General features: G+C 62.1%; 19 protein-coding genes. 11 read left to right on the forward strand and 8 right to left on the reverse strand.

The features are described from left to right. Nucleotides 1–45: 45 nt before the first annotated feature. The 5 genes from bioD to bioB all read right to left on the reverse strand — a co-directional run bounded on the left by bioD (nt 46) and on the right by bioB (nt 4641). Complete coding sequence (bioD, locus tag IB241_RS19405; protein WP_192299829.1) at nt 46–723, reverse strand: dethiobiotin synthase; 678 nt, start codon at nt 721–723, stop codon at nt 46–48. Then, nucleotides 720–1532 (reverse strand): malonyl-ACP O-methyltransferase BioC, encoded by an 813-nt coding sequence (bioC, locus tag IB241_RS19410; protein WP_192299830.1) that lies wholly within the window; start codon nt 1530–1532, stop codon nt 720–722. The genes bioD and bioC overlap by 4 nt, the downstream gene beginning before the upstream one ends. After that, nucleotides 1525–2256, reverse strand: a complete 732-nt coding sequence (locus IB241_RS19415) for an alpha/beta fold hydrolase (protein ID WP_192299831.1) — start codon at nt 2254–2256, stop codon at nt 1525–1527. Before IB241_RS19415 ends, bioC begins: the two co-directional genes overlap by 8 nt. Further along, entirely contained in the window at nt 2249–3430 is a 1182-nt protein-coding gene (gene bioF / locus IB241_RS19420; RefSeq protein WP_192299832.1) for an 8-amino-7-oxononanoate synthase, read from the reverse strand. The genes IB241_RS19415 and bioF overlap by 8 nt, the downstream gene beginning before the upstream one ends. 155 nt (nt 3431–3585) lie before the next feature. Then, nucleotides 3586–4641, reverse strand: a complete 1056-nt coding sequence (bioB, locus tag IB241_RS19425; protein ID WP_192299833.1) for a biotin synthase BioB — start codon at nt 4639–4641, stop codon at nt 3586–3588. 92 nt (nt 4642–4733) lie between these two features. Here bioB and IB241_RS19430 point away from each other — a divergent pair, with 92 nt between their 5' ends. The 5 genes from IB241_RS19430 to rarD all read left to right on the forward strand — a co-directional run bounded on the left by IB241_RS19430 (nt 4734) and on the right by rarD (nt 10420). Then, nucleotides 4734–5471, forward strand: coding sequence for a ComF family protein (locus IB241_RS19430; protein ID WP_192299834.1), 738 nt, complete (start codon nt 4734–4736; stop codon nt 5469–5471). 58 nt (nt 5472–5529) lie between these two features. Next, the gene (locus IB241_RS19435; protein WP_192299835.1) at nt 5530–6294 is read left to right on the forward strand and encodes a TOBE domain-containing protein; all 765 of its coding nucleotides are present in this window, start codon (nt 5530–5532) and stop codon (nt 6292–6294) included. Between the two features lie 80 nt (nt 6295–6374). Further along, complete coding sequence (locus tag IB241_RS19440) at nt 6375–8273, forward strand: PhoX family protein (protein WP_192299836.1); 1899 nt, start codon at nt 6375–6377, stop codon at nt 8271–8273. A 169-nt stretch (nt 8274–8442) separates the two neighbouring features. Beyond that, nucleotides 8443–9417 carry a serine/threonine protein kinase gene (locus tag IB241_RS19445; RefSeq protein ID WP_192299837.1) on the forward strand — a complete coding sequence of 325 codons (975 nt, stop codon included), beginning with the start codon at nt 8443–8445 and terminating at the stop codon, nt 9415–9417. A 118-nt stretch (nt 9418–9535) separates the two neighbouring features. Next, nucleotides 9536–10420 (forward strand): EamA family transporter RarD, encoded by an 885-nt coding sequence (gene rarD / locus IB241_RS19450; protein WP_192299838.1) that lies wholly within the window; start codon nt 9536–9538, stop codon nt 10418–10420. 223 nt (nt 10421–10643) lie between these two features. Here the strand turns inward: rarD and IB241_RS19455 are convergent, their stop codons facing one another. After that, a complete protein-coding gene (locus IB241_RS19455; RefSeq protein ID WP_192299839.1) occupies nt 10644–11156 on the reverse strand; it encodes a glycine cleavage system protein R in 513 nt (170 codons plus the stop codon). Between the two features lie 267 nt (nt 11157–11423). Between IB241_RS19455 and IB241_RS19460 the strand changes: the two genes are divergently transcribed. Then, nucleotides 11424–13601: a malate synthase G gene (locus IB241_RS19460; RefSeq protein ID WP_192299840.1), complete on the forward strand. Its 2178-nt coding sequence runs from the start codon at nt 11424–11426 to the stop codon at nt 13599–13601. Nucleotides 13602–13663: 62 nt separating this feature from the next. Here IB241_RS19460 and IB241_RS19465 read toward each other — a convergent pair whose 3' ends face one another. Both IB241_RS19465 and IB241_RS19470 read right to left on the reverse strand, forming a co-directional pair. Further along, complete coding sequence (locus IB241_RS19465; protein ID WP_192299841.1) at nt 13664–14107, reverse strand: hypothetical protein; 444 nt, start codon at nt 14105–14107, stop codon at nt 13664–13666. Between the two features lie 328 nt (nt 14108–14435). After that, complete coding sequence (locus IB241_RS19470) at nt 14436–14882, reverse strand: response regulator (RefSeq protein ID WP_192299842.1); 447 nt, start codon at nt 14880–14882, stop codon at nt 14436–14438. 245 nt (nt 14883–15127) lie between these two features. On the opposite strand from IB241_RS19470, the gene IB241_RS19475 reads away from it, so the two are divergent. The 5 genes from IB241_RS19475 (at nt 15128) to IB241_RS19495 (ending at nt 21971) form a co-directional block, all read left to right on the forward strand. Continuing rightward, a complete protein-coding gene (locus IB241_RS19475) occupies nt 15128–17050 on the forward strand; it encodes a putative nucleotidyltransferase substrate binding domain-containing protein (protein ID WP_192299843.1) in 1923 nt (640 codons plus the stop codon). Further along, entirely contained in the window at nt 17047–17754 is a 708-nt protein-coding gene (locus IB241_RS19480) for a PolC-type DNA polymerase III (protein WP_192299844.1), read from the forward strand. Before IB241_RS19475 ends, IB241_RS19480 begins: the two co-directional genes overlap by 4 nt. Before the next feature lie 99 nt (nt 17755–17853). After that, on the forward strand, nt 17854–18372 hold the full coding sequence (locus IB241_RS19485) for an RNA polymerase sigma factor (RefSeq protein ID WP_192299845.1): 519 nt from the start codon (nt 17854–17856) through the stop codon (nt 18370–18372). After that, nucleotides 18369–19337: a FecR domain-containing protein gene (locus IB241_RS19490; protein ID WP_192299846.1), complete on the forward strand. Its 969-nt coding sequence runs from the start codon at nt 18369–18371 to the stop codon at nt 19335–19337. Before IB241_RS19485 ends, IB241_RS19490 begins: the two co-directional genes overlap by 4 nt. Before the next feature lie 204 nt (nt 19338–19541). Then, a complete protein-coding gene (locus IB241_RS19495) occupies nt 19542–21971 on the forward strand; it encodes a TonB-dependent siderophore receptor (RefSeq protein ID WP_192299847.1) in 2430 nt (809 codons plus the stop codon). The last annotated feature ends 34 nt before the right edge of the window (nt 21972–22005 follow it).

The raw sequence follows: 22005 nt of genomic DNA on the forward strand, positions 1-22005 counted from the left end.
CCCGTCAAAAACACTAATGGCACAATGCCTTAGTGATAGCCAAAATCAGTCAAGCAGGTCCAATTGCAAGTACTCGGCCACCGCTTCAGCCCCGGCGTGCTTGAGCTTCGGCACACGCCCCAGGCACGGCGCAGGCAATCGCTCGGCCAGGGTGGCGAGGTTCTCTTCCAGACGGGAGGTCTTGGGATCGATGATATTCGCCACCCAGCCCGCCAGCGACAAACCGTCCCGGGCGATGGCCTCGGCAGTCAGCAATGCATGACTGATGCACCCCAGGCGCACGCCCACCACCAGGATCACCGGCAGCTTCAGCGCAATGGCCAGGTCCGACAGGTTCGCCTGATCCGCCAGCGGCACGCGCCAACCGCCCGCGCCCTCGATCAGGGTGAAATCCGCATCCCGCGCCAGGATCTGCTGCATCGGCTTGAGCAACGCTTGCACCGTGAGCGCAACCCCCGCTTCGCGCGCCGCCAGATGGGGCGCGATGGCCGGCTCGAACGCCAGCGGGTTGACCTCGGCATAACTCAGCGGCAGCGAGCATTCGGCCAACAGCGCCAGTGCGTCGGCGTTGCGCAAGCCTTTGGGCGTGACCTGGCAACCAGAGGCCACCGGCTTACCGGCGGCAGTACTTTTTCCGGCTTGCCGGGCGGCGTGCAACAGGCCGGCGGCGATGGTGGTCTTGCCGACATCCGTATCGGTACCGGTGACAAAATAGGCGCTCATAGCGGTTTCTCCAGTACGGCGTACACCACTTGATACGTGGCGGGCAGGCCCTGGGCCTGACGGAACTGCTCGTAAGCGTCCACCAGTGCAACAATCCGCGCGCGCCCCGTCAACCCTCCCGGCCGGCCGGGGTTGAGGTTATGGGCGCCCAACGCCTTCAATTCATGGGTCAGGCTACGCACATCCGGGTAGTGCAGCACATGGGGCTGGCGCTCCAGGCTCACCACCCGCAGGCCGCTGGCCGCGCACAATTGCTGATACATCTCGAAGGTGCGGAAACGGTTGACGTGAACCATACCGTCCGCCGCCCGCCAGCTTTCGCGCAGCTCATCCAGGGTGCCCACGCACAGGCTGGCGAACGCCAACACGCCACCGGGTTGCAGCACGCGATAAGCCTCGCTGAGCACCGCGCCGAAATTCGCACACCATTGCACCGCGAGGGAGGTGAAGAGCAGCCCCACGCTTTCAGCTTTAAGCGGCAAGCGCTCGGCATCACCTGCGATGAAGTGCTGTGCGCCACCCAGGGGCCGCGCGTGGTTGAGCATGCCTTCGGCAATGTCCAACGCAATGCCCTGGCTGGCGGGCAGGCGCGCGCCCAGCACACGGCTGAAATACCCGGTGCCGCACCCCATATCCAACCAGCGTTGCGGTGCAATACCGGCCGGCACACGTGCCAGCAATTCAGCGCCGACAGCCCGCTGCAACTCGGCAACGCTGTCATAGCTGGCCGCCGCACGGGAAAACGACGCCGCCACCTGGCGCTTGTCCGGCAGGGCACCCGGCAACGGGGCGTGGGATAAATCAGTCATCAGCGCACTCATGCAAAAAAGCCTGGATGGCCCCCGCTACACCGTGGGGGTCCTCCAGAAGAAAAGCGTGACCAGCCTGTTCAATCAGGCCGATTTCAACATCGGGCAGCAAGCTCAGCAGGTCGCTCGCGGCTTCGGCGGGCACCAGTTCGTCGCCCCCGGCAAACAGGTGCATCTGCGGGCCCCGATAGGCCAGCAAGGCGTCGCGGGTGTCGAGTCGGGCAAGCAATTCAAGGCCGCTCATCAACGCCCGGGGTGGAGTGTTCGGCGCCCCGCCCACCAGCAAACGCGCCAGCCCACGCGGGTCGGCGGCGCCCTTGGCACACAACAGGCCGAAGCGTTTCAGGGTGACTTGGGAATCGGCATGACAACCGGCGAGGAAGGCGTCGAAGGTCTCGGCAGGCATCGCACTCGGCCAACCGTCATGGGCGACAAAACAGGGGTTGCTCGCCAGGGTCAGCAAGCCGCAGCAGCGTTCGCCACGTCGTGCCGCCAGTTCCGCAGCGAGCATGCCGCCGAGGGACCAGCCGCCCAGCCAGGCGTTGTCCGGCAGCGTCGCGTCGAGTTCATCGAGCCATTCATCCAGGTCGCTGGCGTCCAGCGTCGGCAACGGTTCGATCTGCACCCGCAGGTGTTCGTCCAGACCGTGCAAGGCAGCGGCCAACGGCTCCAGCGGCGATACGCCGAGCCCCCAGCCAGGCAACAAAATCAGTCGATCACGCATGGTCGGGCTCCGTGGCGCCTAACAAGCGGAAACACTCTTCCAATCCGTTCAACAATAGCTGCACCTGCGCCTCGGTGTGGGCCGCCGTTAACGTCACGCGCAAACGTGCGCTGCCAGCGGGTACGGTGGGCGGGCGGATCGCCGTGACCATCAGGCCACGCTCGCGCAGCATTTGCGACAGGCGCACGGCCTTGGCGCTGCTACCGACCAGGATCGGCTGGATCGGCGTAAAACTCGCCATCAAATCCAGGCCAAGCTGCTCGGCGCCCCGGCGGAACTGGCGGATCAGGCCGTCGAGGTGCTCGCGCCGCCAATGCTCGGTGCGCAGCAACTCCAGGCTTTTCAAGGTCGCACAGGCCAGCGCCGGGGGCTGGCTGGTGGTGTAGATATACGGCCGCGCGAACTGGATCAGGCTTTCGATCAGCTCTTCGCTGCCCGCCACAAAGGCGCCCGCCGTACCGAAGGCTTTACCGAGGGTGCCGACCAGTACCGGCACGTCCTCCTGGCTCAAGCCGAAATGCTCGACGATCCCACCGCCATTGGCGCCCAACGGGCCAAAACCGTGGGCATCATCCACCATCAGCCAGGCGCCTTTTGCGCGGGCTTCACGGGCCAGCGCGGGCAAGTCGGCCAGGTCGCCGTCCATGCTGAACACGCCGTCGGTGACCACCAGCGTGTTGCCAGTGGCCTTTTCCAGACGCTTGGCCAGGCTTTCGGCGTCGTTATGCAGGTAGCGATTGAAACGCGCACCGGACAGCAAGCCGGCATCCAGCAGCGAGGCGTGGTTGAGCCGGTCTTCCAGCACCGTATCGCCCTGCCCCACCAACGCCGTGACTGCGCCGAGGTTGGCCATGTAGCCGGTGGTAAACAGCAATGCGCGCGGGCGCCCGGTGAAGTCGGCCAGGGCCTCTTCCAGCTCGTGGTGCGGCGTGGCATGCCCGACCACCAGGTGCGACGCGCCGCCGCCGACACCCCAACGGGACGCACCGGCGCGCCAGGCTTCAATCACTTGCGGGTGATTGGCCAGGCCCAGGTAATCGTTGTTACAGAACGCCAGCAGCGGTTGGCCGTCGACCACCACTTGCGGGCCTTGGGGGCTTTCCAGCAGCGGGCGTTGGCGATATAGGTGCTCGGCACGGCGGGCAGCGAGGCGCGCGGAGAGATCGAAAGACATGCAGGCCTCGATTAAACAGACTGAACACAGTCTCAATGTGGGAGCTGGCTTGCCTGCGATGACGGTGGCACATTCAGCATCAATGTGTCTGAAAGGCCGCTATCGCAGGCAAGCCAGCTTCCACAATGGATTGCATTCCAATAGAGAGATGGGCGTCAAACCACCGCGTTGTAGAACTGCTCGCTGCTTTTTTGCTCAACCAGTGCCTGTTCGATTGCCGCCTGATGCACTTCATCGGCGTGCTCTTCGCGGGCTTCGGGCAGGATCCCCAGGCGCGCGAACAGTTGCATGTCCTTGTCCGCCTGCGGGTTGGCAGTGGTCAGCAATTTGTCGCCATAGAAGATCGAGTTGGCGCCGGCAAAAAACGCCAGGGCCTGCATCTGCTCGTTCATCGCTTCACGGCCGGCCGACAGGCGCACGTGGGACTGCGGCATCAGGATGCGCGCCACGGCCAGCATGCGGATGAAGTCGAACGGGTCGATGTCCTCGGCATTCTCCAGCGGCGTACCGGCCACCTTCACCAGCATGTTGATCGGCACCGACTCCGGATGCTCCGGCAGGTTGGCCAGCTGGATCAGCAGGTTGGCTCGGTCATCCAGCGACTCGCCCATGCCAAGGATGCCGCCAGAGCAGATCTTCATCCCTGATTCACGCACATAGGCCAGGGTTTGCAGGCGCTCGCTGTAGGTGCGGGTGGTGATGATCGAACCGTAGAACTCCGGCGACGTATCCAGGTTGTGGTTGTAGTAATCGAGACCGGCCTGGGCCAGGGCTGCGGTCTGGTCCTGGTCGAGGCGGCCGAGGGTCATGCAGGTTTCCAGGCCCATGGCCTTCACGCCTTTGACCATCTGCAGCACGTAGGGCATGTCTTTGGCCGACGGGTGCTTCCACGCGGCGCCCATGCAGAAGCGGGTCGAACCGATGGCCTTGGCGCGGGCGGCCTCTTCGAGGACCTTCTGCACTTCCATCAGCTTTTCTTTTTCCAGGCCGGTGTTGTAGTGGCCCGACTGCGGACAATATTTGCAATCTTCCGGGCAAGCACCGGTCTTGATCGACAGCAAGGTCGACACCTGCACACGGTTCGCGTCGAAATGCGCGCGATGCACGGTCTGCGCCTGGAACAACAGGTCATTGAACGGCTGCACGAACAGCGCTTTGACTTCGGCGAGGGACCAATCGTGACGCAAGGTGGCGGTGGTGCTGGCGCTCATGGGCGATTCCTTGATTATGCTTGGGCAAGCGCTGTGGGAAGGGCAATACCCACAGACACGACACGGATGCTCGGCATATTTAAGGAAGATTCATGCACTGTCAACCGGACTACAAACGCCAGGTTTACATCTGGTTAAAAAACGAACACACCTGTTTGATCTGCGATGAAGCGACGGAATCCGCCCATTGTGTGTGCAACGTCTGCGAAACCGAGCTGCCCTGGCTGTTGGAGCAGTGCGAGATTTGCGCCGTGCCCCTGCCGATGGACGGCCTGGTTTGCGCACAATGTTTCAAACAGCCACCGGCGTTTAAACATGTGATCGCGCCCTGGACCTTCAGCTTTCCGGTCGACAGCCTGATCAGCCGCTTCAAGCACCAGGCACGCTGGCCGTTCGGCCACCTGCTCGCGCGCTTGCTCGCCCAGCACCTGCAACACCGCTTCGACAACGCCGAACTCCCGCGCCCCGACTGCCTGCTGCCGGTGCCCATGGCGCGCAAACGCCAGCGTGAACGCGGCTTTAACCAGGCACTGATGCTGGCGCGGTGGCTGAGCCACGACCTCGACATCGCACTGGATGAACACGTGCTGCTGCGGCCCCAGGAAACCGTCGCGCAGCAAGCCCTTGACGCCAAACAGCGCAAACGCAACTTGCTCAAGGCCTTCGCCGTGGCCGCCAACGCCGAGGTGACGGGGCGCCACTTCGCCCTGGTCGACGACGTACTCACCACCGGCGCCACCGCCCACAGCCTTGCGCGCCTGTTGATCAACGCCGGTGCGCGGCAAGTCGATGTGTATTGCCTGGCCCGCACGCCCAAACCGGGGGCCTGACTTGACGCAAGCGCGCCTTGCCCGCAACGTTCTGTTTATCTCATCCAAGCGTATCGCCATGTCTTTGCCAGCCTCCCTCAGCCAACACATCATCCGCCGCCCCCAGCGCATTGCCTTGCTGGGACATATCGCCGAACAGGGTTCGATTACCCGCGCAGCGAAAAGCGCCGGTTTGAGCTACAAAGCCGCCTGGGACGCCATCGACGAACTGAACAACCTCGCGCAAAAACCGCTGGTGGAGCGCAGCGTCGGCGGCAAGGGCGGCGGCGGTGCCAGGCTGACGGCAGAGGGTGAGCGGGTCCTGCGCCTCTACCAGCGCCTGCAAGTGCTGCAAGCCGAACTGCTCGGTTCGGATGAAGCCGCCAGTGACTTCAACCTGCTTGGCCGCTTGATGCTGCGCACCAGCGCGCGCAACCAGTTGCACGGCCAGGTCATGGCGATTGAGAGCCATGGGCGCAACGACCTGATCCGCCTGCAACTCGCTGGCGGCCTGACGCTGCAAGCGCAGATCACCCACGACAGCACGCAACGGCTGGAACTGGAAAGCGGTGTGGAAGTGGTCGCACTGATCAAGGCCGGCTGGCTGGAATTGCTGGCCCCCGGGTCCTCTGCAACACCTGGACACAATTGTATGAGCGGCAGGATCGAGGCGATTCTCGACGCTGAAGACGGCCCCAGCGAAGTGCGTATCACCCTGCCCAACGGCCAGGTTTTATGCGCCCTGGCGCCGCCCGGCACGCTCACGGCCCTGGGCGCCGCCGAAGGCCAGACGATCCGTGTGCAATTCGCCCCGAGCAATGTGCTGCTGGGCACACCGGTATAGGCGACGGCCATCCTCAAACTGCAACAATTTCGTCACGCGCGCTCCTTAAGGTGTCTGCAAAAACCGCAGGGAGCCTGACGATGAGCCTATTAAAAGAAAACCAAGCCACCGACCTCGAACAGATGGTCGGCCTCACCCGCCGCCGCTTTATCGGCGCCGGTGCCCTGTGCGGTGCCGCGATGTTCCTCGGTGGCAACCTGTTGAGCCGCAGCGCGATGGCCGTCAACGCCGCAAGCGCCAGCCCGTTGCTGGGTTTCGCCAGCATCGCCGCCGCCACCAGCGACGCCATTACCTTGCCGCCGGGCTACAGCGCCTCGGTGCTGATCAGTTGGGGCCAGCCGCTGAGCAAGAGCGCACCGGCGTTCGACCCGTCCGGCAACGGCACGGCCCTGGCCCAGGAGCAGCAGTTCGGCGACCACAACGACGGCATGAGCCTGTTCGCCTTCCCCGGCGACGACAACCGTGCGCTCATGGCGATCAACAACGAATACACCAACTACCGCTACCTCTTCGCCCACGGCGGTGCGCCGCAATCGGCCGAGGACGTGCGCAAGGCCCAGGCCAGCGAAGGCGTGTCGGTGATCGAAGTGCGGCGCCAGGGCGATACCTGGCAGTTCGTGCAGGACTCGCGCTACAACCGGCGCATCCACGGCAACTCGCCGATCCGCCTGAGCGGCCCCGCCGCCGGCCACGCCTGGCTGAAAACCGGCGCCGACAAGAGCGGCACAAAGGCCCTTGGCACGTTCCAGAACTGCGCCAACGGCAAAACGCCATGGGGTACTTATCTGACCTGTGAAGAGAACTTCACCGACTGCTTCGGCAGCACCAACCCACAACAAACCTTCGATGCCGGGCAAAAGCGCTACGGCGCCGTGGCCGCCAGCAAAGACATCAACTGGCACCAGCACGACCCGCGCTTTGACCTCGCCAAGAACCCCAACGAACTCAATCGCCACGGCTGGGTAGTGGAAATCGACCCGTTCGATCCCAAGTCCACCCCGGTCAAGCGCACTGCCCTGGGCCGCTTCAAACACGAAAATGCCGCGCTGGCCGAAACCCGCGACGGGCGCGCCGTGGTGTACATGGGCGACGACGAGCGTGGCGAGTTCATCTACAAATTCGTCAGCCGCGACAAGATCAACCACAAGAACCCCAAGGCCAACAAAGACCTGCTCGACCACGGCACCTTGTACGTGGCGATTTTCGACGCCGGCGACGGCAACGCCGACCATCCCAAGGGCAAAGGCCAATGGGTCGAGCTGACTTTCGGGAAGAACGGCATCGACGCCAGCACAGGTTTCACCAGCCAGGCCGAGGTGCTGATCCACGCACGCCTCGCCGCCAGCGTGGTGAAAGCCACACGCATGGACCGCCCGGAATGGATCGTGGTCAGCCCCACCGATGGCCAGGTGTATTGCACCCTGACCAACAACGCCAAGCGCGGCGAAGACGGCCAGCCGGTGGGCGGGCCCAACCCGCGCGAGAAAAACGTCTACGGCCAGATCCTGCGCTGGAAGGCCGACGCCGATAACCACGGCGCCGCGACGTTCAGTTGGGACTTGTTTGTGGTGGCCGGCAACCCGGGTGTCCACGCCGGCACACCTAAGGGCGGCTCGTCCAATATCAACCCGCAGAACATGTTCAACAGTCCTGATGGCTTGGGTTTCGACAAGGCTGGGCGCCTGTGGATTCTTACCGACGGCGACTACAGCAACACGGGCGACTTCGCGGGCATGGGCAATAACCAGATGCTGTGTGCCGACCCGGCCACTGGGGAAATCCGCCGCTTCATGGTAGGACCGGTGGCATGTGAGGTGACAGGCATCAGCTTCTCGCCGGATCAGAAAACGTTGTTTGTGGGGATTCAGCATCCGGGGGAAACCGGCGGTTCGACCTGGCCGGAGCATGTGCCGAACGGCAAGCCAAGGTCGTCGGTCGTGGCGATTCGTAGGGATGATGGTGGAATAGTCGGCGCCTGATAAGCCCGCTCCCACATTCGACCGCATTCTCATATTGGAACTCGGTCAACTGTGGGAGCGGCGGTGCGACGATTCGACTTGTCCGCGAAGGCGTCCGCACAGCCACCGCCTATCTATGCTGTTACCATACCCGGCCGGACGCGGCGCCCTGCTGCGCGCAGGAGTTCGCATGGCCCATCCGTTTGAAACACTCACCCCTGATCTGGTCCTCGACGCCGTCGAAAGCATCGGTTTCCTCAGCGATGCCCGCGTACTGGCGCTCAACAGCTACGAAAACCGCGTGTATCAAGTCGGCATCGAAGATTCCGAGCCGCTGATCGCCAAGTTCTACCGCCCACAGCGCTGGACCAACGAAGCGATCCTCGAAGAACACCGCTTCACCTTCGAACTGGCCGAGTGTGACGTGCCAGTGGTTGCACCACTTATCCACAACGGCGAAAGCCTGTTCGAACACGAAGGTTTCCGCTTCACCCTGTTTCCCCGCCGTGGCGGCCGTGCGCCGGAGCCGGGCAACCTCGACCAGCTGTATCGTCTTGGGCAACTGCTGGGCCGTTTGCATGCGGTGGGTTCCACCCGCCCGTTCGAACACCGTGAAGCCTTGGGTGTGAAGAATTTCGGCCACGATTCCCTCACCACCTTGCTCGAGGGAAACTTCATCCCCAAGAGCCTGCTGCCGGCCTACGAGTCCGTGGCCCGCGACCTGCTCAAGCGCGTGGAAGAGGTGTACAAGGCCACGCCGCACAAAAACATCCGTATGCACGGCGATTGCCACCCCGGCAACATGATGTGCCGTGACGAGATGTTCCACATCGTCGACCTGGATGACTGCCGCATGGGCCCCGCAGTGCAGGACCTGTGGATGATGCTTGCCGGTGATCGTCAGGAATGCCTGGGACAGTTGTCGGAATTGATGGACGGCTACCAGGAATTCCACGACTTCGACCCGCGCGAACTGGCGCTGATCGAACCGCTGCGCGCCTTGCGCCTGATGCATTACAGCGCCTGGCTGGCGCGGCGCTGGGATGACCCGGCGTTTCCCCACAGCTTCCCGTGGTTTGGCACTGAGCGGTATTGGGGGGACCAGGTGTTGGCATTGCGTGAGCAGCTGTCAGCGTTGAACGAAGAACCCCTGAAACTCTTCTGACCCAACCCCTCTCCTTGTGGGAGCTGGCTTGTCGGCTCCCACAGAAAAGCGCCGCCCATTGCCTGGCAAATGTACTTACAATCGCGCCTTTGTTAGCTGCCTAAGCAAGGATTCTGCAATGCACGCCGCCAACCCCCGCAAGGGGTACATCCTGGGCCTGAGCGCCTATGTCATCTGGGGTCTGTTCCCGCTCTATTTCAAAGCTATCGCCAGCGTCCCGGCCGCCGAAATCATCGTGCATCGCGTGTTGTGGTCGGCGCTGTTCGGCGGCTTGCTGCTGATGGTATGGAAGCACCCCGGCTGGTTCCGTGAACTGCGTGACAACCCCAAGCGCCTGGCGATCCTGGCCCTCAGCGGTTCGTTGATTGCGGGCAACTGGCTGACCTATGTGTGGTCGGTGAACAGCGGGCGCATGCTGGAAGCGAGCCTCGGTTACTACATCAACCCGCTGGTGAATGTGTTGCTGGGCATGCTGATCCTCGGCGAACGCCTGCGACGCTTGCAGTGGGCGGCGGTCGGGCTGGCGGCAGTGGGTGTGGCACAGCAGGTGTGGCAGGTCGGCAGTTTGCCGTGGGTGTCGCTGGTGCTGGCACTGACCTTCGGCTTCTATGGGCTGATCCGCAAACAGGCGCCGGTCAAGGCGCTGCCGGGGCTGGTGGTGGAAACCTGGATGCTGGTGCCGATTGCCGTGGCGTGGTTGCTGTTCAACCCGACCGCCCACAGTGCACAGCTGGCGTTCTGGAGCACGTCCGAAGCCTGGTGGCTGGTGGCCGCAGGCCCGGTGACGCTGATCCCGCTGGTCTGTTTCAACGCCGCCGCACGGCACCTGCCCTACACAGCCCTGGGCTTTTTGCAGTACGTCGCGCCGACCCTGGTGCTGCTGGAAGCGGTGCTGTTGTTCGGTGAACACCTGGCACCGAGCACCCTGATCGCCTTCGCGTTTATCTGGGCGGGCCTGGTGGTTTACAGCGTGGATGCGTGGATGAGCGTGCGCAAACGCTGATCAAATAACGTACAAAACTCTGCAAGCCACAGCGGGCGTGGCTTGCAGACATCCACCCCAAGGTTATCCACAACCTGATCCCCGCCATCTGTGCACAAGCTTTTGAAATTGCTCGTTTTTTGCTCAAGCAGCGCAGAAGCCCGGCCGGCGTGGCCTGGCGCCGGGTCTCTACAGGTTATCCACAGGCCCATGCAAGATTTCCATGCATAACCCTGTGGGCAGATTATTCCTCGTGGTGCAGCTCCACCATCAAGTCGTCGGCCAGGGTTTCCAGGGAGAGCTGCAAGGTGTCCAGGGATAACGCTGCCGGCACCCGCAACAGCGCCTCGGCGGTAAACAGTGGATCACCGCTCATCGGAGCCGGCCGCACATCGGTGCTCAGGCTCTCCAGGTTCACCCCCTGTTTGCTCAACAACGCCGTGATCTCCCGCACGATGCCCGAGCGGTCATTGCCCACCAGCGTCATCAGGATGGATTTGGACGCCGACGCCTGCCCACTGCTGCCCTCACCCACCAGCACACGGATGCCATGTGTGGATAAGTCCTCCAGCGCGCCTACCAGGGCCTGACGGTTTTCTGCAGGAACGCTGACCCGCAGGATCCCCGCAAACTGCCCGGCCATGTGCGCCATGCGGCTTTCCAGCCAGTTGCCGCCGTGGGCGGCGATGTTCTGTGCAATGCGTTCCACCAGGCCGGGTTTGTCGGCGGCGATGATTGTGAGTACAAGATGGTCCATGGCGATGCCCTCTGGAATTCAATCTACAAGGTGGACCCGGAAGCCCTTGATAACAAATCGTGTACCATTTTTATATTTATCTGGAACAATCCAATAGTTTTTTGAGAACATCCGGTTCTCCGCTGTGACCGTACGACCAAAGTGGGTCGCTAAACGACGTATTTAGTCTAATTTTCACAACCGCAAGTCATCATGTAGTATGCCCAACCGTGCACTACATAATGAAAATCTGAAAAAGCGCATAAGCTCCGTAGAGTGAGGCAAGCAATGACTGAACACGTTCAAGTCGGTGGCCTGCAGGTCGCCAAAGTCCTGTTCGACTTCGTGAACAACGAAGCCATTCCCGGCACCGGCATTACTGCCGAGCAGTTCTGGGCCGGTGCCGACAAGGTCATCCATGACCTGGCACCGAAGAACAAAGCCCTACTCGCCAAACGCGACGATTTCCAGGCGCGGATCGACACCTGGCACCAGACCCACGCGGGCCAGGCTCATGACGCGGTGGCCTACAAGGCCTTCCTGCAAGACATCGGATACCTGCTGCCAGAAGCCGCAGATTTCCAGGCCACGACCCAAAACGTCGACGACGAGATCGCCCGCATGGCCGGCCCGCAGCTGGTGGTGCCGGTGATGAACGCGCGTTTTGCCCTCAACGCATCGAATGCGCGTTGGGGCTCGCTGTATGACGCGTTGTATGGCACCGACGCCATCAGCGAAGCCGACGGCGCCGAAAAGGGCCAGGGCTACAACAAAGTGCGCGGCGACAAGGTGATTGCCTTCGCCCGCGCCTTCCTCGACGAAGCCGCACCGCTCAGCGCCGGCAGCCACGTCGACTCCACCGCTTACAAGATCGTTGATGGCAAGCTGATCGTCGGCCTCAAGGGCGGCAGCAACAGCGGCCTGCGCGACGATGCGCAACTGATCGGTTTCCACGGCGACGCGGCACAACCGACTGCCGTACTGTTGAAACACAACGGCCTGCACTTCGAAATCCAGATCGACGCCAGCACCCCGGTCGGCCAGACCGACGCCGCCGGTGTCAAAGACGTGCTGATGGAAGCTGCGCTGACCACCATCATGGACTGCGAAGACTCCGTCGCCGCCGTCGATGCCGATGACAAAGTCGTGATCTATCGCAACTGGCTCGGCCTGATGAAGGGCGACCTGGCCGAAGAAGTGGCCAAGGGCGGCAAGACCTTCACCCGCACCATGAATGCCGACCGCGTCTACACCGGCGTGAATGGCCAGGACGTAACCCTGCACGGCCGTTCGCTGTTGTTTGTGCGCAACGTGGGTCATCTGATGACCATCGACGCGATCCTCGACAAAGACGGCAACGAAGTACCGGAAGGCATCCTCGACGGGCTGATCACCAGCCTGGCCGCGATCCACAGCCTCAACGGCAACAGCACTCGCAAAAACAGCCGCACCGGCTCCGTGTACATCGTCAAACCGAAGATGCACGGCCCGGAAGAAGCCGCATTCACCAACGAGCTGTTCGGTCGCATCGAAGAGGTGCTGAACCTGCCGCGCAACACCCTCAAAGTCGGGATCATGGACGAGGAGCGCCGTACCACGGTCAACCTCAAGGCCTGCATCAAGGCGGCCAGCGAGCGCGTGGTGTTTATCAACACCGGCTTCCTCGACCGTACCGGCGACGAAATCCACACCTCCATGGAAGCCGGCGCGATGGTGCGCAAGGCGGCGATGAAGGCGGAAAAATGGATTGGCGCGTACGAAAACTGGAACGTCGACATCGGCTTGAGCACCGGCCTGCAAGGCCGTGCGCAAATCGGTAAAGGTATGTGGGCAATGCCCGACCTGATGGCTTTGATGCTCGAACAGAAAATCGCCCACCCGCTGGCCGGCGCCAACACCGCTTGGGTGCCGTCGCCAACGGCGGCTGCGCTGCACGCGTTGCACTACCACAAGGTCGACGTATTCGCCCGCCAGACCGAACTGGCCAAGCGCGAACGCGCTTCGGTGGACGACATCCTGAGCATTCCTCTGGCAACCAATACCAATTGGTCTGACGAAGAAATCCGCAACGAACTGGACAACAACGCCCAGGGCATCCTCGGTTACGTGGTGCGCTGGATCGACCAGGGCGTCGGTTGCTCGAAAGTGCCGGACATCAACGATGTGGGCCTGATGGAAGACCGCGCCACCCTGCGCATTTCCAGCCAGCACATCGCCAACTGGCTGCGCCACGGCATCGTCAACCAGGATCAGGTGCTGGAAAGCCTCAAGCGCATGGCGCCGGTGGTGGACCGTCAGAACGCTGGGGATAAGTTGTATCGCCCACTGGCCCCGGATTTCGACAGCAACATCGCGTTCCAGGCAGCGGTGGAGTTGGTGATTGAAGGGACCAAGCAGCCCAATGGCTATACCGAGCCGGTGTTGCATCGTCGGCGTCGGGAGTTCAAGGCTAAAAACGGCCTGTAATTAACGTCGATACAAAAAAACCCTGGTCCAGCGATCAGGGTTTTTTATTGAGATGGAAAAACTCAGGGAAAGAACTTCTTGAACTCACCGTTCACCACCACTTGATCAGCGCCGTTACTCAATACTGCCTGCCTAATTGTTCCTGTGATCTCGGCAACTTCCTCATCCCCCTCGCCGATGATGTTAACTTGAACATCTAGCGTCCCTGCCAGAACCTGTGTGTAAGCATCAAATGCTGAGCTATAGAAGACAGCACTTAGAAGCTGAGTGAAAGGGAAATGGTTGTGCCCTGGCTGCAATCCTCCAGGGTATTTCCAGCCAAGGGCCACGCCCGAGCCCTCAGCTATCAACGTTTGGCTAAGCCCTCCTGACACTCCAGCGGTAGTGAAGGAGTGGTTCTGGTTATTTAATGTGTAGTGGATTTCAGCATGGTTCAGCCCTGCTTTGGCGTCTGCGTGGGCGTCTTGAAACTCTTGATAAGTAAAGTGGGGGGCAGATGCATTCATTACTATTAACTCCTGTTTTCCGGTAATAAGGCTATGCGCAAGGCCTTTACAACCAGTTAACAAGCACTCTGCTTCCCCGGATACTGTGAAAGCTGACAGTTATTGAACGCCGCCGACCGACGGTTGTAACCAGGCAACGCGACTTGATACCCAACATGAAAAAAGCCCTGGTCGAGAGACCGGGGCTTTTTCCTTGAGTTGTGGTGACTGGGGCGGCCTCATCGCAGGCAAGCCAGCTCCCACATTTGACTGAGTTCCTACAGGATGTACGCGATCAAAAGTGGGAGCTGGCTTGCCTGCGATAGGGCCCGCCCAGTCAGCACAACAATCAGGCAGCCATCCCCAACTCCCGCTTCACCAGTTTCGCCAACTTCACGCTATCAATCGGCTTGAGCAAAAAGTCCACCACGCTCAAATGCATTGCATCGATCACATCCAGCGCTTCAGCGTCCCCCGACATGATGATGATCGGCAACGCCGCCCGTGTGGACTCGCGCACCCGACGAATCAACTCCAGGCCATTGCTCGGCGCCATGCGCAGGTCGGTGATCAGCAAACCAATGGAACTGTTGGACTGCAACAATGCCCAGGCGGCTTCGCCATTCTCGGCGGTCATGCAGCGAATGCCGTCCAACCCAAGTATCTCCGCGAGCAGTTCACGGGCGTCCTTGTCGTCATCGACGATCAACACCCGTTGCGGCGGTAAATCAGGCTCCAGCATCACGGCGCTCAGCGCCTCGCGCTCGGCATCACTTAAAATATCGTGGTCGGACATACGGTTCTCAGCAGTTCTCATCCAGCTCCCGGCACATTCGTCAGACATCGGCGCACGGACGAACAATGTGCACTTCGTCGGAAAGTTTGCCTAGTGGGCGTTCTACGGGTTTTGCACGATCCTCATCTAAGGTTTTGCCCTAGGTTTACGCCGCTTGTATCGACCTAGACTTACGTCCAATGGGCACCCGCAGCGCAGGAGTCGACCATGCAGACCGATAACGACAAAAAAATGCGGTCACTGTCATGAGTAAAGCTGATGCCTTCGCCCAGGCGGGGAAAACTGCCGTACTACAGAATATCCACGGCACCTTGCAGTTCCTGCAGCGCTTCCCGCCATTCAACCAGATGGAAAACGCCCACCTGGCGTTCCTGGTGGAGCAATGCCAACTGCGCTTCTTCGGCCCCGGCGAGAGCATCCTCAAGCCGTCGGGTGGGCCCGTCGAACACTTTTACATCGTCAAGCAAGGCCGCGTGGTCGGCGAACGCCCGGACTCGACCGAAACCACCTTCGAAATCACCACCGGCGAATGCTTCCCCCTCGCTGCCCTACTGGGTGAACGGGCTACCCGCACCGAGCATAAAGCCGCCGAAGACACCTTCTGCCTACAGCTGAACAAACCGGCGTTCATCAAACTGTTCGCCCTTTCCAGCCCGTTTCGCGACTTTGCCCTACGCGGCGTGAGCAGTCTGCTGGATCAGGTCAACCAGCAAGTCCAGCAAAAAGCCGTGGAAACCCTCGGCACCCAATACTCCCTGAACACCCGCCTCGGCGAGTTGGCCATGCGCCATCCGGTAACGTGCAGCCCCACCACGCCGCTACGCGAAGCCGTGACGCTGATGCATGAGCAACAGGTCGGCAGCATCGTGATCGTCGACGAGCACAAGGCGCCGCTGGGGATTTTCACCCTGCGCGACCTGCGTCAGGTGGTGGCCGACGGCACCAGTGATTTCAACCAGGCCATCGAACGCCATATGACCCAGGCGCCGTTCTATCTGACGCCAGACCACAGTGCATTCGACGCCGCCATCGCCATGACCGAGCGACATATCGCCCACGTCTGCCTGGTCAAGGAGCAACGCCTGTGTGGCGTGGTATCCGAGCGCGACCTGTTTTCCCTGCAACGGGTAGACCTGGTGCACCTGGCCCGCACCATCCGCAACGCGCCCCGGGTCGACAACCTGGTGGCGATTCGCGGCGAGATCGGCCAGTTGGTCGAGCGCATGCTGGCCCATGGCGCGTCGTCCACCCAGATCACCCACATCATTACCCTGCTCAACGATCACACCGTGTGCCGGGTGATCGAACTGACTCTGGCCGAAAGAGGCGACCCCGGCGTGCCCTTCAGTTGGCTGTGTTTTGGCAGCGAAGGCCGCCGCGAACAGACGCTGTATACCGACCAGGACAACGGCATCCTGTTCGAGGCCAAGGACGCCGCCGAAGCCGCACAGATCCGCGCCCAACTGTTGCCGTTGGCGCAGCAGATCAACCAGAGCCTGGCGCTGTGCGGCTTCAGCCTGTGCAAGGGCAATATCATGGCCGGCAACCCCGAGCTGTGCCTGTCGCGGGCCGAATGGGCGCGGCGTTTCGCGGCGTTTATCCGCGAGGCGACCCCGGAGAACCTGCTCGGCTCCAGTATTTACTTCGACCTGCGCGTGGTGTGGGGCGATGAACGCGGCTGTGAACAACTGCGCCAGGGCATTCTCGATCAGGTTGGGGATAACCGGCTGTTCCAACGCATGCTGGCCGAGAACGCCTTGCGCCAGCGTCCGCCCGTAGGACGTTTCCGCGATTTTGTGCTCACACGCAAAGGTGGCGAAAAGGCCATGCTGGATCTCAAGGTGCAGGGCCTCACGCCTTTCGTCGATGGTGCGCGCCTGCTGGCCCTGGCCAATGGCATCCACGCCAACAACACCCTGGAGCGCCTGCGCCAACTGGTGCTCAAGGAAATCATCGAGCCGCTGGACGGCGCCGCCTATGAAGAGGCGTATCACTTCATCCAGCAAACCCGCATGCAGCAGCACCAGTTGCAGACCCGGGAAAACCAGGCGTATTCCAATCGCGTCGACCCCGACAGCCTCAACCACCTGGACCGACGCATCCTGCGCGAATCCCTGCGCCAGGCCCAACGCCTGCAAAGCAGCCTGACGTTGCGGTATCAGCTGTGAGTTTGTTCAGTTGGCTGCGTGCGAAAAAGCCTGGCCTCGACAGCACGCAACTACAACGCCTGGCGCAACTGCCGGAGCCCGCGGCGCTGGGCAATAACGCCTTGCGCACGCAACGCTGGGTGGTCGTCGACCTGGAAACCAGCGGCCTGAACCTCAACCGCGATCAGGTGCTGTCCATCGGCGCAGTGGTGATCGAAGACGGCGCGGTGGATTTCTCACAGATGTTTGAACGCACCCTGCAACGGGCCGAGACCAAACTCAGCCCCAGCGTGTTGATCCACGGCCTCGGTCCCAGTGCAATTGCCGCCGGCAGTGATCCGGTGGAAGCGCTGTTGGAGTTCATGGCGTTTGTCGGCGACAGCCCGTTGCTCGCGTTCCACGCGCCATTCGATCAACACATGCTGTGCCGGGCGCTCAAGGACAGCCTGGGTTACCGCCTGACCCACCCGTTCCTCGACGTGGCCGACATCGCCCCGCTGCTGTGCCCTGGAGCGCATATCCGCGAGGCCGGGCTGGACGACTGGATCAGCCACTTCAATTTGCAGGTCGGCGAACGCCACCACGCCAGCGCCGATGCCCTGGCCACGGCCGAGTTGATGCTCATCTTGTTCAGCCGCGCGCGCCAGCAGTTCATCGACACGCCCCACGCCCTGCAAGAGCGTTTAAGCCAATGGAAACGGCGTAAACAAGCGCCATCGTTTTAATAGCACCGCCCGACAGACGCCAATTGCGTCCACCCTACGGCTCTGACACAATCGCGAATAATTCTCGTTAGTTTAAACGTTTTGTTTGCCAGGTGATCCTTGTCGTCGATCCAGACCCCACGCAGTGAGCTTGTTGGCGCGTTGTATCGCGACCATCGCGGCTGGCTGCTGGCCTGGCTGCGACGCAACGTGGCCTGCCCGAGCCGTGCCGAAGACCTGAGCCAGGACACGTTCATGCGCCTGCTCGGCCGTGACGAACTGCGCGAACCGCGCGAGCCACGGGCGTTCCTGGTGGCCATCGCCAAGGGCCTGCTGTTCGACTACTTCCGCCGCGCCGCACTGGAACAGGCCTATCTCACCGAACTGATGCTGATCCCGGAAAGCGAACACCCCTCGCCGGAAGAACAGCAACTGATCCTCGAAGACCTCAAGGCCATCGACCGCCTGCTCGGCAAGCTGTCGAGCAAGGCCCGCGCCGCCTTCCTCTATAACCGCCTCGACGGCCTCGGCCACGCCGAAATCGCCCAGCGCCTCGGCGTGTCGGTGCCGCGCGTGCGCCAGTACCTGGCCCAGGGCATTCGCCAGTGCTACGTCGCGCTGTACGGCGAGCCGCAGTGAACACGATCAGTTCCAAACCGGTGTCGTCCCGCGTGCTGGACGCGGCGATTGCCTGGCAACTGTCCCTCGATTCCGGCGACGGCAGCCCGGTTGAGCGCGAAGAGTTCGATAAATGGCTGGCCAGCGACGAAGAACACGCCCGCGCCTGGCGCCAGTTGGGCATGCTCGACCAGCGTTTCAGTGCCGCCTCGGGCCCGGCGCGGGTGGCGTTGTTGCAGTCCCGCGAGGGCATTCGCCAGCGGGTGCGCAAGCTCGGCAGCGGGCTGGCAAGCATCGCGCTGGTCATCGGCCTGGCGTTGTTCGCCGGCGAACGCTACGTACCGATCCACTATTGGCTGGCCGACCAACGCACCGCCACTGGCGAGCAGCGCACGCTGAAGTTGCCGGACGGCACGCTGATCAACCTCAACACCCACAGCGCCATCGACGTACGCTTCGATGAAAAGCGCCGGCTGATTGTGTTGCAGGACGGCGAAATCCTCGTCGAAACCGGCCACAACGACGCGCGGCCGTTCTATGTGCAGACCCGCGACGGCAGCCTGCGGGCGCTGGGCACGCGGTTTATCGTCAAGCGCGAAGACCACGCCACGCGCTTGAGCGTGCTGCAATCGGCCGTCGGCGCCCAGCCCGAAACCTCGCCGCACGAACAGGTGTTCAAGGAAGGCCAGCAAGTGCTGATGCGCAGCGACGGGCTGGGCCCTACGTTGGCCGTCACCCCGGCTACCGACGCCTGGACGCGCGGCATGCTGGTGGTCGACAACGCTCGCCTGGGGGATGTGATCGAGGAACTCAGCCGTTATCGCACCGGGCACCTGGGCGTGGATAACAATGTGGCCGACCTGCGGATCACCGGCAGCTTCCCGCTGCATGACACAACCCTGGCGTTGAATGCGCTGCTGCCGACTTTGCCGGTTCAGATCGAGCAGCTTACGCCGTGGTGGCTGACGGTCAGCGCCAAGCCTTAGGTTCTGCGGTGCCTGGGCGATTGCCATCGCAGGCAAGCCAGCTCCCACATTTGATTTGTGAACACAGTCAAAGGTGGGAGCTGGCTTGCCTGCGATGGGGCCCTCAAGAACGCCCCAAAAAATATTTTTCCCCAGCCCTATCACTTTTCGATTCTCGTTCGGCACCTAGGCAATTGAGAAATATTTCCATTCAGGAGCCACCCCATGTCCCGCACGCTAGACACCCTGCTGCGCCCCAGCCTGTTAGCCGTGGCCATCGCCCTCGGTACCCCGCTGGCCAGCCCCTTGCTGATCGCCGCCGAACAGGCCTCCAGCGTGCGTGCCTACAACCTGCCGGCGGCGCCCCTGGCGGCCACCCTGAACCAGATCGCCAGCCAAGCGGGCCTGGCCCTGACCCTCAACCCGGCACTCGCCGCCGGCAAGACCTCGGCCCCGGTCCAAGGCCAGTTCGATGCACCGGGCGCACTGCGCGAAGCCCTGCGCGGCACGGGCTTGCAGTTGGAACAGAGCAGCGCCGGCACGTACACGCTGGTGGCAATCCCGGAGGGTGTAGTGGCGTTGCCGCAGACCAATATCATTGGCCAAGGCAGCTATGAAAGCGCCTGGGGCCCGGTGGACGGGTATGTCGCAACGCGCACCGCTGCCGGGACCAAGACCGATACCGCCCTGGTCGAGGCGCCGCGCTCGATTTCCGTCGCCACCCGCCAGCAGATGCAAGACCGCAACGTGCAGAACCTGGATGACGCGGTCAAATACATGCCCGGTATCGTTTCCGCGAGCTACGGCAGCGACACCCGCTACGACTGGATGCGTGTACGCGGCTTCGAACCGACCCAGTTCCTCGACGGCCTGCCACTGCCGCGCGGCGTCTACGCCAACCCGAAGGCCGAGACCTGGAACCTCGACCGCCTCGCCCTGCTGCGCGGCCCCGCGTCGTCGGTGTACGGCCAGACGCCACCGGGAGGCCTCCTGGACATGGTCAGCCGCCGTCCCAGCGAAGAATCGAGCCATGCCGTCCAAGTGCAATACGGCAGCGACAACTACCGCCAGATCAACTTCGCCAGCACCGGCAAGATCGACGATGAAGGCCAGTTCCTCTACGGCCTCAGCGGCGTGGTACGCGATGCCGGCACTCAGGTCGATCATATCGATAACAAGCGCTACAACATCGCCCCCAGCCTGACCTGGAACGTCGACCCCGACACCAAGCTGACCTTGCTCTCGCAGTTCACCCGCGACGATACCGGCACCACCAGCCAGTTCATGCCGATCCAGGGCACCAAGATCAAATCGCCGCTGGGCGAAGTGTCCCATCACAAGAACCTGGGCGACCCGGACTACGAGTTCTACGACCGTACCTACTACGCGCTGGGTTATGCCTTCGAACACCGTTTCAACGATACGTGGCAGTTCAAGCAGAACCTGCGCTACACCAAGTCGGAATTATCGTTCCAGCAGCTGACTGTGGGCTCCTATGCCTATTCGCCGGCGGATGCCGCGGGCAATATCAGCCGTTCGACCACCAATGTGGACGAGAACATCGGCCAGTTTGCGGTGGACAACAACTTCCAGGCCGACTTCGCCACTGGCGACGTGATCCACACCTTGCTGCTGGGCCTGGACCACCAGCGTACCGATACGTCCTACCGCGCGATTTACGGCACCGCTTCGGGTATCAACATCTTCAACCCGGTCAATACCACGCCGACGGTACGCCCGACCGACGTCCGGCCGTTCTACGACTACAACCAGAAAACCGTGCAGACCGGCCTCTACGTACAGGACCAGATGGCCCTGGACAAATGGCGCCTGACCCTGGGCGGGCGTGAAGACTGGGTGCATCAGGCCACCACTTACTTCAACGGCAGCGATGCGACCAACACCGACCGCATCAAACACTTCAGCGGCAACGCAGCGCTGAGCTATGTGTTCGATTCGGGCTTCGTACCGTACTTGTCCTACGCCGAATCGTTCCAACCGGCAAGCAACGCCGATACCAGTGCGGCCAAGACCTTCAAACCGACCGAAGGCAAACAGTGGGAAATGGGCGTCAAGTATCAGCCGCCCGGTTCCAACACGCTGCTGACGGCGGCGGTCTACGATCTGACCCAGAAGAACGTGCAAGTGACCACCCTTGGCGCTGGCAACCAGCAGATCAACAGCCAGACCGGCGAAGTGAAGGTCAAGGGCCTGGAGCTGGAAGCCGTGTCTGACGTGACCGAGAACCTCAAGGTCATCGCCGCTTACACCCTGGCCAAGTCCGAGGTGCAAAAAGGCATCTACAAAGGCAACCGCCTGACCTTGATGCCCAACCAGCAAGCCTCGCTGTGGACTGACTACACGTGGCACACAGGCCCACTCGATGGTTTCGGCGTCGGCTTTGGTGCGCGTTACACCGGCAACACCTATGGCGACCAGGCCAACACCTGGCTGGGCAAGGCCAACGCCTACACCGTGTTCGACGGTTCGGTGCATTACGACCTCGGCCGCCTGGACAACGCCCTCAAGGGCGCATCGGTGAAGCTCAACGCCACCAACCTGTTCAACAAGGACTACCTGTCGACCTGTGACGCCAACTATTGCTACTTCGGCGACCAACGCAGCGTCGTTGCCAGCGCCACCTACCAGTGGTGATCGGCTGAGTTAACAGCCGGGCCGCCCCCCAGTG

It is taken from the genome of Pseudomonas sp. PDM05 (assembly GCF_014851685.1).
Taxonomy (GTDB): Bacteria; Pseudomonadota; Gammaproteobacteria; order Pseudomonadales; family Pseudomonadaceae; genus Aquipseudomonas.